Origin of the sequence: Hydrogenophaga sp. (assembly GCF_019264445.1) — a bacterium.
In the GTDB taxonomy this organism is placed as follows: domain Bacteria; phylum Pseudomonadota; class Gammaproteobacteria; order Burkholderiales; family Burkholderiaceae_C; genus Hydrogenophaga.
On sequence record NZ_JAHVAB010000079.1, the window covers coordinates 1 to 16,542 of the forward strand.

Consider the following 16,542-nt stretch of genomic DNA (forward strand, 5'->3'; position numbering starts at 1 on the left):
AGCCCCCCGGAAAGCCCACGACGATCTTGAGCGGCCGGTTGGGCCACACCGATTGCGCGTGGGCGCCCTGCAGCAGGGTGGGGGCGGCGAGCGCAGCCGCCGTGGCGATGGCCTGGCGGCGGCTGATGGGGGTGTTCTGGAACGTCATGTCGGCCTCGGGCGTGGGAAGGGTTTCAGGGTGTGGGCAACGGCTCGGGTGGCCCATCGTAGAGCCACGTATTCTCCAGCAATCGTTCGCCCAGCAGGCCCATGGCGGCGTCGCGTCCCCAGCGCAGCCAGCCCTGGGCATGGAACACGGTGCCGTTGCGGCGCGACAGTGTCTGCACGCGCGCGTTGCGTTGCCAGCGGGTCTGCGCAAAGTGTTCCAGCCATGCAGGCCAATCGCCTCCAGCGGGCGCTTGCTGCACCACCCGCCCCAGCGTCCACGCGTCTTCAATGGCCATGGCCGCGCCTTGCGCGAAGTACGGCCGCATCGGGTGCGCCGCATCGCCCAGCAGGGCCACACACCCACGGGCTTGCTCCTGCGCACCTCGCAAGGGTGGCCGGTCATTGAGCTGCCACAGGGTCCAGTCGGGCACGGCGTCCACCATCGCCATCAATTCGGCGCTGGCCGGGCCGAGCCATTGCCGCAGATCGGCCGCGTGCGCCTCGTGCGTCCAGGCCTGTGCATCGTCGCCACCGGGCAGGCTGCCATGCACCACTGCCACGATGTTGAACCAGTCGCCCTGCTTCACCGGGTAGTGCACCACGTGCAGGCGCGGGCCCAGCCAGGCCGTGATCACGTTGGCCCGCAACGCCGCGGGGAGGTCGACCGCGCGCACCATGCCCCGGTAAGCCAGCTGGCCGGTGGCGTTCACCGGCTGCTCGCCCAGCAAGCCGGCGCGCACGCGGCTCCAGAGACCATCGCAGCCCATGAGGGCGCTGCCCGGGAGTGTCTCGCCGTTCTCCAGCGCGACCTGCACGCCTTCGCCGTTGTCGACGAAAGACGCCAGCCGCACACCAAGCCGCAGCTGCACCTCGGGCCGGCGCTGCACGGCACCCAACAGCAGGCTGTGCAGATCCGCGCGGTGCAGTGTGGCGTAGTGTTGGCCGTGGCGCGCCAGCGCCATCGCACCCAGGCGCAAATGGCCGAGCTGGTTCGCGCGGTGGGCGTCGCGCACCCGCAAGGCTTCCGGGAACGCCGCGCACGCCTGCACCGCATCCATCAACCCCCATTCGGCGAGCACACGAACCGCGTTGGGTCCGAGTTGCAAACCGGCGCCCACCTCGCCAAACGCCGCGGCCTGCTCCAGCACCACCGACGACACGCCTGCCCGCGCCAGCGCCAGCGCACACGCCAGCCCGCCAATGCCACCGCCCGCCACGATCACTTGTTGGTTCATGCGCGAGATTGTGCCGGGGCCGGGGCCGGCTCGCGGGTCAGGGGCGCATCACGCGGTCCTCAAAGAATCCGGTTGAACCACAGCACCGACAACCCGGCCGAGAGCAGCGCAAGGATGGCTGCGGCCAGTGCGAGCAGGCCGGAGATTTCGGTTTCCTTTTTCTCCACCGTCAGGCGCGAGCTCAGGGTCTCGTACACCTTCTTGAGGTTCTCGGCGGTGCCGGCGTAGAAGTACTCGGCCTGCGTGGTGCGCGCCACGTCTTTCAGGCTCTCTTCGTCCAGGCGCACGCGCATGGACCAGCCCTCAAAGCCGATGATCTCGCCATCGACCGTGCCCACACCCACCGTGTACACGCGCACACCCCGGTCGGCCGCCATCTTGGCGGCCTCGGCCGTGTCCACGCCGGTGGTGCGTTGGCCGTCGGTGAGCAGAATGATCGCGGCCGACGAGTACGAGCCCGGGGCCACGGGCGTGAAGGTCTTGCCGTCGGGCTTGGGCTGGTCCAGCGCACGGCCCTTGGGCGCAAACGGATCGGTGTTGCGGCTGTAGGTCATGTCGCCGAGGTTGATGCGCTGGTCGGGGAACAGCTCGGAGAGCGACACCACGATGGCGCTGCCGATGGCGGTGGCGCGCTGCAGCTGGAATTTGTCGATGGCCGCCACGAGGTCTTCTCGGCTGAGCGTGACCGGCTGCACCACCTGCGCGGAGCCGGCAAAGGCCACGATGCCGACCTTCACGTGGCGCGGCAGCTCGGCCAGGAAAGCTTTGGCCGCGTTCTGCGAAGCCACCAGGCGGTTGGGCTGCACGTCTTCAGCGCGCATGCTGCCCGAGACGTCCATGGCCAGGATGATGGTCTGCTGGTTGGACGGCAGCACGATGGTGGCCATGGGCCGCGCAGAGGCGATGAGCATGGTGGCGATGGCCAGCAACAGCAGCACGGGCGGCACGTGGCGGCGCCAGCCGCCGCCTTTGCCCATGGCCTCGCGCACGATCGACAGGCTGGCGTAACGCAAGGCGGTCTGCTTGCGGCGGCGCAGCAGCCACACATAGAGCAGCACCAGCAGCGGCAGCGCGAGCAGCAGCCACAGCAACTGCGGCCAGACAAAAGTGACAGGCCAGCTGGACATCATGGGCGGGCTCCTTCGCTGGGGGTGGCGCCAAGGCTGCGGCGGTCCCGGGTGGGCAACTGGGTGGGGACATGGCGCGCGCTGAGTCCCTGGCGCGTTTCGCGCTGGCGGCGCTTGCGCAGATCGATGAAGCGCAGCACGGCGTCGGCCAGGTCGTCTTCGGTGGAGAGTTCGAGCGTGTCGACACCCGCGCGGCCCAGGCTCTCGCGCAGCTGCGCTTCGCGCTGCGCGGCAATGCGCGCAAAGCGCTGGCGAAAGCCCGCGTCGTGGGTGTCCACCATCAGTTGCTCGCCGGTCTCGGCATCGCGGATGGGAATGAGCCCAAGGTCGGGCAGGTCCAGCTCCAGGGGGTCGAGCAGGCGCACGGCGACCACGTCGTGCCGGCGCGCGAGTTCGCCCAGCGGTTTTTCCCAGCCGGGTTCGCTGATGAAGTCCGACACCACAAACACGGTGGCGCGCTGGCGCACGGTGTGCACGGCCGCGGAGAGTAGGTCCGAGAGTTGGGTCACCCCGTTCTTCTGGGGTGCATCGGCTTTGGTAGGCGGCTGTAACACCATCTGCATGAGGCGAAGCACCTGCGTGCGGCCACCGCGGGCGGGCAGCACCGCGTCCACCACCGGTTGCCCACGCGAGCCATACAGCACGGCGCCCACGCGGTTGCCGTGGCGGCCGATCAGACGTGCGAGCACGGCGGTGAAGTCCAGCAGCACCTGGCTCTTGCGCTGGCTGCCCGAGCCGAAGTCCACCGAGGGGCTGAGGTCGAGCAGAAACCACGCGGCCATTTCGCGGTCTTCGGTGAACACGCGCACATGGGGTTGCTGCAGCCGCGCGGTCACGTTCCAGTCGATGTGGCGCACATCGTCGTGGTGCTGGTATTCGCGCAGGTCGGCCAGGTCCAGGCCGGAGCCGCGCATGAGCGTGCGGTAATCGCCCTGCAACAGGCCGTCGAGCCGGCGCAGCACGGTCCACTCCAGCCGGCGCAGCAGCGTCTCGGCGCGGCGCGCCACCGGCGTCGCGGTGGCCTGGGCCACCGCTGCCGCCGGCGCATGGCCTTTTTTGCCGAAGAGCCGCGCGAGCATGTCAGGCCACTTTCTTCTCGTGCTCCAGCGGCCGGGCGGGCGCGGGAATGTGCTTCATGATGCGCGCGATCAACGCCTCGCTGGTGAGGCCTTCCGACAGGCCTTCGTACGACAGCACCACACGGTGGCGCAGCACATCGGGCACGAGATCGGTCATGTCTTCGGGCAGCGCGTAGCTGCGTCCGCGCAGCATGGCCAGGGCGCGTGCGCCTTCCACCAGGCCGATGGTGGCGCGCGGGCTGGCACCAAAGGTGATGAGGTGCGCCATGTCCTTGATGCCGTGCTTCTCGGGCGTGCGCGTGGCCGACACCAGCTTGACGGCGTACTGCACCAGCGACGGATCGACATAGACCTGCTTGCACTGGGCCTGCAGCGCGGCGAGCTGGTCGGTGGTGGCCACGGCATTGACCTGCACCGCCGGGCCGGTGACGCGTTCGACGATGACGAATTCCTCTTCGTCGGTGGGGTAGTCGACCATCACCTTCATCATGAATCGGTCGACCTGCGCTTCGGGCAGCGGATAGGTGCCCTCGGTCTCGATCGGGTTTTGCGTGGCCATCACCAGAAACGGGTTGGGCACCTTGTGCGTTTCGCCCGCAATCGTGACCTGGCGCTCCTGCATCACTTCCAGCAGCGCGCTCTGCACCTTGGCGGGCGCGCGGTTGATTTCGTCGGCCAGCAGCAGGTTGGCAAACACGGGCCCGAGCGAGGTGCTGAAGTCACCGGTTTTCTGGTTGTAGATGCGCGTGCCCACGAGATCGGCGGGCACGAGGTCGGGCGTGAACTGGATGCGCTTGAAGCCACCCTGCACCACGCTGGCCAGTGTCTTCACGGTGAGCGTTTTCGCCAAGCCCGGCACGCCTTCCACCAGCAGGTGGCCCTGGGCCAGCATGGCCACCATGACGCGCTCGAGGAACCGGTCCTGCCCGACCACCACGCGCTTGACCTCATACAGGATCTGCTCCATGAGCTGGGCGGTGTCGGGGGCGGTGCTTTGATCCATGGAGCGCTCCTGTGGGTGGGTGGAACTAGAAGGGTGGCAAACCGGCGGCGGACGCTGCGCTCTCGATGGGCACAGCAAAACCGATGCCAACAAACGTGCGGTGGCTGGTGGGGTTGAGGATGCCGGTGACGATGCCCACCACCTCGCCGTCCATGGTGACGAGCGGACCGCCCGAGTTGCCGGGGTTGGCCGCTGCGTCGAACTGGATCAGGTTGCCGATTTCCTGCTCGCCTTCAGGCGACTTGAAGGCGCGGCCAAAGCCGGAGATCACCCCGGCCGAGGTGGACGGGCCGATGCCGAAGGGGAAGCCCACCGCCACCACTTCGTCGCCCGGCACGAGGTCGCTGGTGGAGCGCATGGTGGCGGCAATGAGGTCGTCGGGGATGGTGTGCGCCTGCAGCACGGCCAGGTCGTTCTTGGCCTGCACGCCGGTGACGCTGGCGGCGGATTCGGTGCCATCGGCAAACACGAGCTTGATGGTCTGCGCGCCCTGCACCACATGCAGGTTGGTCAGGATGATGCCCTTGTCGACGATGACCACGCCCGTGCCCACGCCCATCTCCTGCTCCACGCCCTTCTTGTCCTTGCCATACGACATGACGCGCACCACGGCGGGGCGAATCTTCTCGGCCGCGCGGGCCGCGGGCGACGGCATGTTCTGCGTGGTGAGCGTGCGCAGCACCGCCGCGTCGATGTCCTTCTGCGTGAGGGCCTGGGGGCCGTGGGCGCGGTTGTGCCAGACGCTGGTGGCCAGCAAGGCCGCGAGCAAGGCCAGCGCCGACCACATCACCCGCGGGCTGGCCGCAGCACGCGCGGCATTCGCGCGCCAGCGGCGGGGCCTTTTCACCAGTGCGTCTGCCGCCGGCTCCGGGGGAGGCATGCCATGCGCACCCGCCTGCGGGACCACCGGGCGGGTGGACGGGCTGTACAGGGCAGGTTTTCGCATGGCGGCTCCCGGTGGACGGAACGAAAACACATCATGCCGCGTTGCGGCAGGCGGCTCAAGCGCTCAACAATTGCCTGAGCACGTAGGGGAGGATTCCGCCATCGCGGTAATAGTTCACCTCCACCGGGGTGTCGATGCGCAGAATCACGCTCAGCTCGCGCCGCTCGCCGTTGGCGCGCGTGATCACCAGCCGCGCTTCGCTCTGCGGCAGCAGCTCGGGGTGGGGCACCACGTCGACGGTCTCCTCGCCCGTCAAACCCAGCGTTTCCCATGAGTCGCCTGCCTTGAACTGCAGGGGCAGCACGCCCATGCCGACCAGGTTGGAGCGGTGAATGCGCTCGAAGCTGCGCGCCACCACGGCCTTGATGCCCAGCAGCTGCGTGCCCTTGGCCGCCCAGTCGCGGCTGGAGCCAGTGCCGTATTCCTCGCCCGCAAAAACCACCGTGGGCACGCCCGCTGCCTGGTAGCGCATGGCCGCGTCGAAGATGCTCATCTTCTGGCCCTGCCCCACGCCGTCGAGCTGGTAGATCGTCCAGCCGCCCTCCTCGCGCGAGCCATCGGCCCCGGGCGCGAGCATGAGGTTCTTGATGCGCACGTTGGCAAAGGTGCCGCGCATCATCACGTCGTGGTGGCCGCGGCGCGCGCCGTAGCTGTTGAAGTCCGCCTTGAGCACGCCCCGCTCGAGCAGCCACTTGCCGGCGGGCGAGTTCTCGGCGATGTTGCCGGCTGGCGAAATGTGGTCGGTGGTGATGGAGTCGCCAAACAGCGCCATGACACGCGCACCGCGCACGGCCGGCGCCTGCGTGGCGGCCGTGGCTTCGAGCTTGAAGGTGTCGAAGAAAGGCGGCTCGGCGATGTAGGTGCTCTCGGGCCAGGTGTACGCGTTGCCCGACACGCCCTTGATGTGCTCCCACAGCTTACCGGGCTCGCTGGCCACGCGCGCGTAGTTCTCGCGGTAGGCCTTGCCGTTCATGGCGAACTTCATGAGCTTGTAGATCTCGTCGCTGCTGGGCCAGATGTCGCCCAGGTACACCGGCTTGCCGCCCTTGCCTTTGCCCAGCGGTTCGGTCATGAGGTCTTTCATGACGTTGCCCGCGATGGCGTACGCCACCACCAGCGGCGGGCTGGCCAGGAAGTTGGCCTTGAGGTTGGGGTGGATGCGCGCCTCGAAGTTGCGGTTGCCCGAGAGCACGGCCGCGCAGATGAGGTCGTTCTCGGTAATGACGGCGTTGAGCTCGGGCGTGAGGTCGCCGGCGTTGCCAATGCAGGTGGTGCAGCCGTAACCCGCCAATGCGAAGCCCAGCTTCTCCAGGTAGGGCAGCAGCCCGGTCTGGGTGAGGTATTCGGTGACGATGCGCGAGCCAGGCGCCAGCGACGTCTTGATGTGCGGCTTGACTTTCAGGCCGGCTTCCACCGCCTTCTTCGCCAGCAGGCCGGCGGCCAGCAGCACGCCGGGGTTGCTGGTGTTGGTGCAGCTGGTGATGGCGGCGATCAGCACGTCGCCGTTGCCAATGGTCAGGTCGTTGCGCGGCGCCTTGGCAGGCGCGCTGGCGCGCACCGGCCGGTTGGCCACCATCTCGGCTTCAAAGCGCGGCGCGCCTTCGGGCGTGGGCTGGGCCGACGGCACGGGCGCGGCCTGGCCGTCGTGCGCGTGGTAGCGCGTGTGCAGCAATTCGGCCGGGCGGTTGAAGCCGTTTTGCGCATTGGGCTTGCTGAACAGGTCGCAGAACTGCTGCGCCACCTTGCCGAGTTCGATGCGGTCCTGCGGACGCTTCGGGCCGGCCAGGCTGGGCGTGACCAGACCGAGGTCGAGCTTGACCACCTTGGAGTAATCGATGTCGCCGCTGGCGGGCACGCCAAACAGGCCCTGCGCACGGAAGTACGCCTCGAAGGCCTCGATCTCGGCCTTGCTGCGGCCCGTGCCGCGGAAGTAGTCGAGCGTCTTGCCATCCACCGGGAAGAAGCCCATGGTGGCGCCGTATTCGGGGGCCATGTTGGCGATGGTGGCGCGGTCCGGCAGGGCCAGCGAGGCGGTGCCTTCGCCGAAGAACTCCACGAACTTGCCCACCACCTTGTGCTGGCGCAGGATCTCGGTGACGGTGAGCACGAGGTCGGTGGCGGTCACGCCTTCGCGCAGGCGCCCGGTGAGCTCGAAGCCCACCACGTCCGGCGTGAGGAAGTACACCGGCTGGCCGAGCATGGCGGCCTCGGCCTCGATGCCGCCCACGCCCCAGGCCACCACGCCGATGCCGTTGATCATGGTGGTGTGGCTGTCGGTGCCCACCAGGGTGTCGGGGTAATACAGGCCGCCCTTCATGTGCACGCCGCGCGCGAGGTACTCCAGGTTCACCTGGTGCACGATGCCGAAGCCCGGGGGCACCACGCCAAAGGTGTCAAAGGCCTGCATGCCCCACTTCATGAACTGGTAGCGCTCGTTGTTGCGCTGGAATTCCAGCTTCATGTTCAGGTCGAGCGCGCTCTTGGTGCCGTAGTGATCGACCATCACCGAGTGGTCCACCACGAGGTCCACGGGCACCAGCGGTTCGATCTTCTTGGGGTCTTGGCCCAGGCGCTGCGCCACGCTGCGCATCGCCGCCAGGTCGGCCAGCAGGGGCACGCCGGTGAAGTCCTGCAGCACCACGCGGGCCACGGTGAAAGGGATCTCGTCGGTGCGCGCGGTGTTGGGCTGCCACTGCGCCAGTTGTGCCACGTGCTCGGGCGTCACACGCTCACCATCGCAATGGCGCAGCACGCTCTCCAGCACGATGCGCAGCGACACCGGCAGGCGCTTGACCGAGGGGTACTGCTTGGCCAGCGCCGGCAACGAATAGAACCGGCCGCTCTTGCCCGAGGCGGTCTTGAAGGTCTTGACGGTGGAGGCGAAGGGATGGGCGAAATGGCTGGTGGTGGGCATGGGGGCTCCTGCGGAAACGGTGAAACACCGGCCCATTCTGTCAGCAGCACGCATTTCCGTGCGAGCAGGCATGGATTGACCGCGCCCACAAAAATGCCCCCGGCACTGGCAAGCCGGGGGCATGGCCGTTCAAGGGCAGGCCCGGGAGGGCCACCCCGACGCGCTTACAACCTGCCGGTGAGCAGCATCACGATGACCACCACGAGCACGATGCCCAGCACACCACTGGGCCCGTAGCCCCAGCCCTTGCTGTGCGGCCAGGTGGGCACAACACCCAGGAGGATCAGCACGAGAACGATGAGGAGGATGGTTCCGAGGGTCATTTTTTTCCTTCCGCGAAGGGGGCCGATTGCCCATTGACGGACCGTCCATCAGTGGCGCATCACCACCGTACCGGTTTGGGGTGCGGCCATCTGTTCGCTGCCGCACACGGCTCAGGCCATGGCCAGCGAGCGCTGGCGCCGCAGGGCCATCCATTGCAACTCGGCCAGCACCAGCACGGCCAGCGCCTGCACCACCAGGTACGCCTGGCCCCATGGCGTGGGCGACAGCGCACCGCCCAGCAGCAGCGCCACGCAGGCCACCACCCACACAAAGTTGCCCAGCACCAGCGCGCGCAGCCCGGCGCGCGATGGCGTCACCTGCAAGGCCAGCGACCCCGCCAGCGCCACAAACAGCAGCAACACGAAGCCGCTGGCGTGCAGCAAGCCCGCAGGCAAGCCGAGCCAGGCCGCCAGAGGCGCTGCGAGCGCCAGATGCAGCGCGGCGGTGGCGGAGCCCGACAACGCATCGGCCCAGAGCACGCGGCGCAGGCCGGCGGTAGAGGTGAGGTGATCGATCAGCGACATGGTGCACTCCTTGAGGTGGTGGAACGAAGGGAATCCGGGGGCATGGTCGTGCGCGACCGGCACCGCGTCCATGACGTGGGAGGTCATGGCCTTGCGCCCCAACCGTGGCCTACCATGCCGCCCATGAACGCCCTGACCGCACTTCGCAGCGCCCCGTCATCCACCCCCTCGCCCTTTGGCGAGCGCCTGCGCCACTGGCGCCAGCGGCGGCGCCTGAGCCAGCTCGATCTGGCGCACGTGGCCGAGGTGTCCACCCGCCACCTGAGCTACGTGGAGACTGGCCGCGCCAGCCCCAGCCGCGACATGGTGCTGCGCCTGCTGGACCGGCTCGACATTCCGCTGCGCGAGCGCAACGCCCTGCTGCAAGCGGCGGGCTACGCCCCGATGTACCGCGAGCGCGCGCTGGACGCACCCGACATGGCGGGCGCGCGCGACGCGGTGAAGCGCATCCTCGATTGCCACGAACCCTGGCCCGCGCTCGCCATGGACCGGCACTGGAACCTCGTCATGGCCAACCGCATGGTGCAGATGCTGATGGCAGGTGCCGCGCCGCGGCTGCTGGAGGCGCCCATCAACGTGCTGCGCCTAAGCCTGCACCCCGAAGGCCTGGCGCCCCGCATCGCCAACCTGCAGCAGTGGCGCGGGCATTTGTTTGAACGCCTGCGCCAGCAGATCCACGCCACGGGTGACGACACGCTGGCCGTGCTGCTGGCCGAACTCAAGGGCTATCCGGAAACCGTGGGTCCCGACGCTGGCGCCTTGCCGGGCGAGCACCACGGTGTGCTCATGCCCTTTCAGTTCGACACCGGGCACGGCGTGCTGCACCTGGTGAGCACCACCACCGTTTTCGGCTCACCGGTGGACATCACGCTGCAGGAGCTGGCGCTGGAGACGTTTTTCCCGGCCGACGAGGCGTCTGCCGCGTTGCTGCGGCGGCTGGCGGCGCAGGCCTGAACCGACACCGATGACGCACGCCTGCCGTTGCGCGGGTCGCTATGCATCCCCCTGCAGATTGGTTCATATAATGAACTTCATTTCATTGAGCAAAATCTGTGATGGATCGACTGCCTGAAGCGCGCCTTGCGGCGCACGTGCACGCACTGCGTGACCGCCCTCTGTCCACCGCCACGCGTGAGCGACTGGCGCAAGCGCTGCTCGACTGGTTCACCGCCGGCTGGGCGGCGCTGGACATGCCGGCCACGCCAACGCTGCAGGCGCTTGCGCGCATCAGCGTGCCCGGGACGGGTCCATCGCCGGTGTTCGGTGGCGGCGGCTTGCAGCCGATGGGGGCGGCCTTCGCCAATGCCGGCATCGCGCACTTGCGCGAAATCGACGACGCGCACCGCGCGGCGATGCTGCACCCAGGTGTGGTGGCCATCTCACCCGTGCTGGCACTGAGCGCAGCGCACCACATGCCCCTGCGGCGCTTGGCTGACGCGATCATCGCGGGCTATGAAGTGGCGCTGCGCGTGGGTGAGGTGCTGGGCACTCGCCATGCGGCTCACTTCCATGCGACCGCCACCGCCGGTGCGGTCGGCGCCGCTGCCGCCAGTGCGGTGGCATTGGGCCTGTCACAAGACCAGTTGCACCACGCCATGGGCATCGCGGCCACGCAGTCCGCGGGTTTGTGGCAACTGGTGGACGATGAGGCACACGCCTCCAAGTCGCTGCACCCGGCGTTTGCGGTGCGCAACGGGATGATGGCGGCCTGGGCCGCGCAGGCCGGCTTCCCCGGTGCCCGCGCGTTCGTCACCGGCCAGCGCGGGCTGTACGCCCTGCTCGCGGGCGACGGTTCGCTGGCCGCGCTGGACGGCGATCTCGATGCACCCGAACGGGTGAACACGGCCACCATCAAAGCCTGGCCTTGCTGCGCTCAACTGTTCACGCCACTGGATGCCACGCTCGAAATCCTGGACGCGCACCGGCCGGTCGTGGACGACATCGCGACCGTCGAGGTGGTGATCTTTCCTCACGCGCTGAAGATCGCTGGCGTGCACTGGCCGACCCATGCGGGCGAGACGCCCTTCTGCCTGCGTTATGTGATCGCCACGCTGTTGAGCAAAGGCCACCTGGGCATCGCAGAAATGGAAGCGCCGGACCTGCAGTCCAGCGAGCTGCTGGCGTTGGCCGAGCGCATCCAGGTGTCCACCAGCGATGAGTTCCAGCGCGCGTTTCCGCACAAACGCCCAGCGCAGGTCACCCTGACCACGAAGAACGGCGAGCGCTGGAGCGTGCTGCGCGAGCTGCGGCGCGGCGACCCAGAAGATCCGTTCACATGGGCGCAGCTGCAGGCGCGCATGCGCGCCTTCGCGCCCGAGATGGACGACGCTCAGGCCGGGCAACTCACCCGGTGGTGCGAGACGTTTGCTGATCCGGCACTGGACGACATGCCTTGCACCTTGAGCGCGTCGCTCTTTGGCTCCTCGCGCGTCACACCGGCGTAGGCTGCCAGCCGCTGGGGGCCTTGCTCGTAAAGCCCTGCAAGGCGAGCTGCTGGCGCACGATGTCTGCGGCTTTGCGCTGCGCCGCCACGCCATGGCGTGAAGCCAGCCCGATCACCACCAGTGCACCCAGAAACGCGCCGTCGCCATCGAATACAGGCAGCGCCACCGATGCCATTTCAGCCACGCGCTCCGAACGCGTCATGGCATAGCCCTTGGCGTCGATCTCTGCGCGATGCGGCGTGTCACCGCCTGTGAAGGCAAGCAGGATGTGCGCCGACGAACCCCCGGCGTCCAGCGCAATGCGCGTTCCCACCTCGACGTGGTGGCGCACCTCCTTGGCCGTGTTCTCACGGTACAGGCACACGCGCTCGTTGCCGCTGCGAATGTAGAAAGCGACCGTCTCGCCGGTCTGCCGCATCACCTCGTGCAGCACCGGCTGCAGCCGTGTGCCCAAGTCGAAAGTGCTGCGGTAGAGCATGCCCATGTGAAGCAGTGCCGGGCCTGGCGCGTAGCTGCCACTGTCGAAGCGGTGCAGCATGCGCGCGCGCAGCAGCACGCCCAGCAAACGAAGCAGCGTGGCCTTGTCCAGCCCGGTGCATTCGGCCAGCTCGCGCAGCGACATGCGCAGCCGGTCTTCACGAAAGCATTCCAGGATGGAGATACCGCGCTCCAGCACACCCGCAGGCGGCCTGGGAGCGCTGGCATCGGCAGCTTCGTCCAGTTCCTCATTGGCAGCGATCGTGGTCTTTGGGTTCTTCATGGTGGGCGTCCTGTGGTGGCGAATTATCCGTGTTGACAGCTCGCAAGGCTGCGCTTATAGTTTCATTCATTGAATCATAGTTCATTCAATGAAATGATTCGACAAATCAAAACGCACGAGACAACCACCGCGACACCGCCCTTTTTCATGTCGACCTTGCCCGACCCCCTTGTTGCCGACCTCGTTGCCATCGTCGGCGCCGCGCATGTACTGACCGACGCGGCGGACACCGCCCGTTACGTGTGCGACTGGCGCCGCACCTTCCCCGGCATCGCCCGCGCCGTGATCCGGCCCGCCAACACCGACGAGGTGTCGCGCGTGGTGTCGCTGTGTTCGGCGCAGGGGATTTGCGTCGTACCTCAGGGCGGCAACACGGGGCTGGTGGGCGGCTCTACGCCCGACGCCTCCGGGCGCGAAGTGGTGCTCAGCCTGGAGCGCATGTCAAAAGTGCGCCGCATTGACCCCCTGGACAACAGCATGACGCTGGAGGCGGGCTGTACCGTGCTGGCCGCGCAGCAGGCCGCCACCAACGCAGGGCGGTTGTTTCCTTTGTCCCTGGCCTCTGAGGGCAGCGCCACCGTGGGCGGCGTGGTGTCGAGCAACGCCGGGGGTGAACAGGTGCTGCGCTATGGCAATACGCGCGACCTCACGCTGGGCCTGGAGGTGGTGCTCGCCGACGGTCGCGTGCTCAATGCCTTGGGCGCCCTGCGCAAAGACAACACGGGGTACGACCTAAAGCAACTTTTCATCGGGGGCGAAGGCACGCTGGGCATCGTCACTGCCGCCACCTTCAAGCTCTACGCTCAGCCCCGCAAGGTGGTCACCACCTGGGCGGGTGTGCGCGACCCGCAAGCCGCGGTGGAACTGCTCGCGCAGCTCGGCGGTGCCGTGGGCGAACGGGTGACCGCTTTCGAGCTCATCGGGCACCACGCACTGGCCCAGGTGCTGGCGCATGGCACACCGGGCATGCGCAACCCTTTGGCCGGCCAGCACGCATGGTGTGTGCTGTTCGATGTGTCGGAAACATCGGCCCACATCGATCCCACGGGAGCGGTCGAAGAGGTGCTGGGCAGCGCGATGGAACAAGGCCTGGTGCTGGACGCAGTGATTGCCGCCTCTGGCCAGCAGGCGCACGACCTTTGGGCCTTGCGCGAGCACGTGCCCGAAGCGCAACGGCTCGAAGGGCCGTCGATCAAACACGACATCTCGGTGGCCGTCTCGCGCATTCCCGAATTCATCGATGAGGCGGGCGCTGCCTTGCAAGCGCTGATGCCGGGCATTCGCGTGGTGTGCTTCGGCCATGTGGGCGACGGCAACCTGCACTACAACCAAAGCAAGCCGGCAGGCATGACGGACGCCGAGTTCCGCGCCCGCGAGGATGCTGTGCACGACACCGTGCACGCCATCACCGCGCGCATGCAAGGCTCGATCTCGGCAGAACACGGCATCGGTCGGCTCAAGCAGGCGGCCTTTCTGCACCACAAGCAGCCGCTGGCACTCGAACTGATGGCGCGCATCAAGCACGCACTGGACCCGACCAACACCTTCAACCCGGGGCGCATGCTGCCCCTCGCCCCGCCACACACCCGTTCCCTCCCCTAGCTCTTCAGGACAACCATGCCCGTTTCCGTTTTCGACATGCAATCGCTCCAGCATCTGTGGGGCACCGACGAACTGCGCACCATCTTCGGCGAAGAAAACCGCATCCAGAAATGGCTCGACTTCGAGGCCGCGCTCGCGGCAGCACAAGCCGAGCTCGGCATCATTCCTGCGGCAGCTGCCAAAGAGATCGCGGCGCAAGCCAAGGTCGAGAACATTGACATCGCACAGATGTCCGCCGAGATCCGCCGCATCAAGCATTCGCTGGTGCCTGCGCTCAAGCAGCTCCAGGCGCGTTGCACCAGGGAAAACGGCGAATGGGTCCACTACGGCGCGACCACGCAAGACGTCGTGGACACCGGCGTGGCGCTCCAACTCAAGGAGTTTCATGCCGTGGCCATGCGCGACCTCAAGGCCGTTGGCAATGAACTGTCGCGTCTGGCCACCACGCACCGCGACGTGCCAATGGCAGGACGCACCCATGGCGTGCAAGCCCTGCCCATCACGTTCGGTCACAAGTGCGCCATCTGGCTGGACGAGCTTGGCCGTCACCATGAGCGCCTCGTGCAGGCCGCGCCGCGCGTGCTGGTGGGCATGCTGGCGGGTGCAGTGGGCAGCCAGGCCTCGCTGGGGCCCAAAGCGCTGGAGCTTGAACGCCTCATGCTCGACAAGCTGGGGCTGGGAACGCCCGACATCAGCTGGGCGCCCGCGCGCGACCGCTTCACCGAATACGCCAACCTGCTGGCCATGCTCGGCGCCACCTTGTCCAAGATAGGCAACGAGCTCTTCAACATGCAGCGCAATGAGTTCAGTGAGGTGGAGGAAGGTTTCTCCGATGGCAAGCTGGGCTCGTCCACCATGCCCCACAAGCGCAACCCGACGTCGGCTGAAAACCTGGCCGGGCTGTCCCGCCCGCTGCGCTACAACGCCGCGATGATGATCGAAGGCATGGTGCAGGAAAGCGAGCGCGACGGCATCGCCTGGAAGATGGAATGGAAGGCGCTGCCCGAGTGCTGCCTGATCGCGGGCGCCATGCTGTTTCAAGCCAAGAACCTGCTGGCGGGACTGAAGGTCAACGCCGCCAACATGGCCGCCAACCTTGACATGATGCGCGGCTACCTGCTCTCCGAGCGGGTGATGCTCGAGCTGTCCGAGCGCGTGGGCAAGCAAACCGCCCACGAATGGATCTACGAGGCCTCGATGCACGGCATCACCTCCAAGCTCAGCTTTGCCGATGCGATGCGCCAGCACGAGGGCTTGTCCGGCTTGCTGAGCGATGCCGACATTCGCAACTTCACCGACCCCCTGCAGTACCTCGGCCAATGCGGCGCCACGGTGGACCGCGTGGTCGCCGCGCAGGCACCCTGGCTGCAGGCCTGAATTTCCCGGCCCGTCCAACGCCACACAACAACAGGAGACATGACCATGACGACATTCGCACGCCCCACACTGCGCCGGCGCACCGCATTCGCACTTGCCGGGGTGCTGGCACTGACCGCCCTGCCCTCGCTGGCCGCCTACCCCGATCAACCGGTGAAGCTGATCGTCGGCTTCCCACCGGGCGGCGGCGGTGATCTGTATGGCCGCTTGATCGCGGGCGCGCTGAGCAAGACCCTGGGTCAGAACGTCATCGTGGACAACCGCACCGGCGCTGGCGGCAACATCGCCGCCGACCTGGTGGCCAAGTCCAAGCCCGACGGGTACACACTGTTGCTGGCCATGAGCGGCAACCTGGCCGTTGCACCGGCCATCAAGCCGCAGTCAATCCCCTACAAGGTGCCCGATGACTTCGCGCCCATCGGCATGATCCTCGAGGCGCCACATGGTCTTTTCGTGGCCAACAACTCCCCTTTCAAGACCGCCCGCGAACTGCTCGATGCGACCAAGACACGCAAGCTCAGCTTCGCTTCGACGGGCACGGGCGCTGCCGCCCACATTGGCATGGAGATGGTGAAGATGGCGGCCGGCGTGGACATGCTGCACGTGCCGTACCGAGGCTCCGGCCCCGCCATCACCGACATGATGGGCGGCCAGGTTGACAGCTTCTTTGCCACCGCATCGCCTCTGGTGAACCAGGTGCGCCAAGGGCAACTGCGCCTGCTCGCGATCACGGGCAATGCGCGCAACCCCGCCATTCCCGATGTGCCCACGTTCAAGGAATTGGGCGTGAACGTCCCCGTGACCCAGTGGTATGGCCTGGTGGCACCCGCCGGCACGCCCGAGCCGGTCATCAAGCACCTGGCCGACCACTTGAGCCGCGCGCTGGCATCGGCGGAGGTGCGCGACGCCATCCGCCGCGATGCGGCCACTGAGCGCGATCTGCCCACGCAGGGCTTTCGCAAGTTCATTCAGGAAGACATCGAACGCTACAAGGGCGCCGTCACGCCCGCGCTGCTCAAGGAAATTTCTCAATAGACCGGCACGCCCTCGTGCCCGCCAG

Annotated in this window: 14 protein-coding genes; 5 read left to right on the forward strand and 9 right to left on the reverse strand. The window is 67.4% G+C overall.

Features of this window, described 5'->3' with window-relative positions; all coding sequences use genetic code 11:
- Window positions 1-173: 173 nt before the first annotated feature.
- From KXJ60_RS17800 to KXJ60_RS17835, 8 genes are all read right to left on the reverse strand, one after another.
- Window positions 174-1,382, reverse strand: coding sequence for an FAD-dependent monooxygenase (locus tag KXJ60_RS17800; protein WP_291131081.1), 1,209 nt, complete (start codon window positions 1,380-1,382; stop codon window positions 174-176).
- A gap of 59 nt (window positions 1,383-1,441) precedes the next feature.
- Window positions 1,442-2,512 carry a VWA domain-containing protein gene (locus KXJ60_RS17805; protein ID WP_291131083.1) on the reverse strand — a complete coding sequence of 357 codons (1,071 nt, stop codon included), beginning with the start codon at window positions 2,510-2,512 and terminating at the stop codon, window positions 1,442-1,444.
- Window positions 2,509-3,588, reverse strand: coding sequence for a DUF58 domain-containing protein (locus KXJ60_RS17810; RefSeq protein ID WP_291131085.1), 1,080 nt, complete (start codon window positions 3,586-3,588; stop codon window positions 2,509-2,511). Before KXJ60_RS17810 ends, KXJ60_RS17805 begins: the two co-directional genes overlap by 4 nt.
- 1 nt (window position 3,589) lies before the next feature.
- On the reverse strand, window positions 3,590-4,591 hold the full coding sequence (locus KXJ60_RS17815) for a MoxR family ATPase (RefSeq protein WP_291131087.1): 1,002 nt from the start codon (window positions 4,589-4,591) through the stop codon (window positions 3,590-3,592).
- Between the two features lie 25 nt (window positions 4,592-4,616).
- Window positions 4,617-5,537, reverse strand: coding sequence for a trypsin-like peptidase domain-containing protein (locus tag KXJ60_RS17820; RefSeq protein ID WP_291131089.1), 921 nt, complete (start codon window positions 5,535-5,537; stop codon window positions 4,617-4,619).
- Window positions 5,538-5,592: 55 nt separating this feature from the next.
- Window positions 5,593-8,451 carry an aconitate hydratase gene (locus tag KXJ60_RS17825; protein ID WP_291131090.1) on the reverse strand — a complete coding sequence of 953 codons (2,859 nt, stop codon included), beginning with the start codon at window positions 8,449-8,451 and terminating at the stop codon, window positions 5,593-5,595.
- A gap of 164 nt (window positions 8,452-8,615) precedes the next feature.
- On the reverse strand, window positions 8,616-8,774 hold the full coding sequence (locus KXJ60_RS17830; RefSeq protein WP_291131092.1) for a DUF3309 family protein: 159 nt from the start codon (window positions 8,772-8,774) through the stop codon (window positions 8,616-8,618).
- Between the two features lie 111 nt (window positions 8,775-8,885).
- Complete coding sequence (locus KXJ60_RS17835) at window positions 8,886-9,386, reverse strand: hypothetical protein (RefSeq protein ID WP_363318056.1); 501 nt, start codon at window positions 9,384-9,386, stop codon at window positions 8,886-8,888.
- 36 nt (window positions 9,387-9,422) lie between these two features.
- Between KXJ60_RS17835 and KXJ60_RS17840 the strand changes: the two genes are divergently transcribed.
- Both KXJ60_RS17840 and KXJ60_RS17845 read left to right on the forward strand, forming a co-directional pair.
- Window positions 9,423-10,253 (forward strand): helix-turn-helix domain-containing protein, encoded by an 831-nt coding sequence (locus tag KXJ60_RS17840; RefSeq protein ID WP_291131093.1) that lies wholly within the window; start codon window positions 9,423-9,425, stop codon window positions 10,251-10,253.
- 101 nt (window positions 10,254-10,354) lie between these two features.
- The gene (locus tag KXJ60_RS17845) at window positions 10,355-11,743 is read left to right on the forward strand and encodes an MmgE/PrpD family protein (RefSeq protein WP_291131094.1); all 1,389 of its coding nucleotides are present in this window, start codon (window positions 10,355-10,357) and stop codon (window positions 11,741-11,743) included.
- Here KXJ60_RS17845 and KXJ60_RS17850 read toward each other — a convergent pair.
- On the reverse strand, window positions 11,730-12,503 hold the full coding sequence (locus tag KXJ60_RS17850; RefSeq protein ID WP_291131095.1) for an IclR family transcriptional regulator: 774 nt from the start codon (window positions 12,501-12,503) through the stop codon (window positions 11,730-11,732). The two genes, KXJ60_RS17845 and KXJ60_RS17850, sit on opposite strands and share 14 nt — an antisense overlap.
- Before the next feature lie 147 nt (window positions 12,504-12,650).
- Between KXJ60_RS17850 and KXJ60_RS17855 the strand changes: the two genes are divergently transcribed.
- Genes KXJ60_RS17855 through KXJ60_RS17865 form a run of 3 tightly spaced genes read left to right on the forward strand, consistent with a single transcriptional unit; the run spans window position 12,651 to window position 16,517 of the window.
- Window positions 12,651-14,105, forward strand: a complete 1,455-nt coding sequence (locus tag KXJ60_RS17855) for an FAD-binding oxidoreductase (protein WP_291131096.1) — start codon at window positions 12,651-12,653, stop codon at window positions 14,103-14,105.
- Window positions 14,106-14,120: 15 nt separating this feature from the next.
- Window positions 14,121-15,482 (forward strand): adenylosuccinate lyase, encoded by a 1,362-nt coding sequence (gene purB, locus KXJ60_RS17860; RefSeq protein ID WP_291131097.1) that lies wholly within the window; start codon window positions 14,121-14,123, stop codon window positions 15,480-15,482.
- A gap of 45 nt (window positions 15,483-15,527) precedes the next feature.
- Window positions 15,528-16,517, forward strand: a complete 990-nt coding sequence (locus KXJ60_RS17865) for a tripartite tricarboxylate transporter substrate binding protein (RefSeq protein WP_291131098.1) — start codon at window positions 15,528-15,530, stop codon at window positions 16,515-16,517.
- Window positions 16,518-16,542: the final 25 nt, after the last annotated feature.

Bases quoted from the DNA above. Each gene is read 5' to 3' on its own strand.
- KXJ60_RS17800 (WP_291131081.1), bottom strand. From the start codon at position 1,382: ATGAACCAACAAGTGATCGTGGCGGGCGGTGGCATTGGCGGGCTGGCG.
- KXJ60_RS17865 (WP_291131098.1), top strand. From the start codon at position 15,528: ATGACGACATTCGCACGCCCCACACTGCGCCGGCGCACCGCATTCGCA.
- KXJ60_RS17855 (WP_291131096.1), top strand. From the start codon at position 12,651: ATGTCGACCTTGCCCGACCCCCTTGTTGCCGACCTCGTTGCCATCGTC.
- KXJ60_RS17830 (WP_291131092.1), bottom strand. From the start codon at position 8,774: ATGACCCTCGGAACCATCCTCCTCATCGTTCTCGTGCTGATCCTCCTG.
- purB (WP_291131097.1), top strand. From the start codon at position 14,121: ATGCCCGTTTCCGTTTTCGACATGCAATCGCTCCAGCATCTGTGGGGC.
- KXJ60_RS17820 (WP_291131089.1), bottom strand. From the start codon at position 5,537: ATGCGAAAACCTGCCCTGTACAGCCCGTCCACCCGCCCGGTGGTCCCG.
- KXJ60_RS17835 (WP_363318056.1), bottom strand. From the start codon at position 9,386: ATGACCTCCCACGTCATGGACGCGGTGCCGGTCGCGCACGACCATGCC.
- KXJ60_RS17845 (WP_291131094.1), top strand. From the start codon at position 10,355: ATGGATCGACTGCCTGAAGCGCGCCTTGCGGCGCACGTGCACGCACTG.
- KXJ60_RS17840 (WP_291131093.1), top strand. From the start codon at position 9,423: ATGAACGCCCTGACCGCACTTCGCAGCGCCCCGTCATCCACCCCCTCG.
- KXJ60_RS17810 (WP_291131085.1), bottom strand. From the start codon at position 3,588: ATGCTCGCGCGGCTCTTCGGCAAAAAAGGCCATGCGCCGGCGGCAGCG.
- KXJ60_RS17825 (WP_291131090.1), bottom strand. From the start codon at position 8,451: ATGCCCACCACCAGCCATTTCGCCCATCCCTTCGCCTCCACCGTCAAG.
- KXJ60_RS17850 (WP_291131095.1), bottom strand. From the start codon at position 12,503: ATGAAGAACCCAAAGACCACGATCGCTGCCAATGAGGAACTGGACGAA.
- KXJ60_RS17805 (WP_291131083.1), bottom strand. From the start codon at position 2,512: ATGATGTCCAGCTGGCCTGTCACTTTTGTCTGGCCGCAGTTGCTGTGG.
- KXJ60_RS17815 (WP_291131087.1), bottom strand. From the start codon at position 4,591: ATGGATCAAAGCACCGCCCCCGACACCGCCCAGCTCATGGAGCAGATC.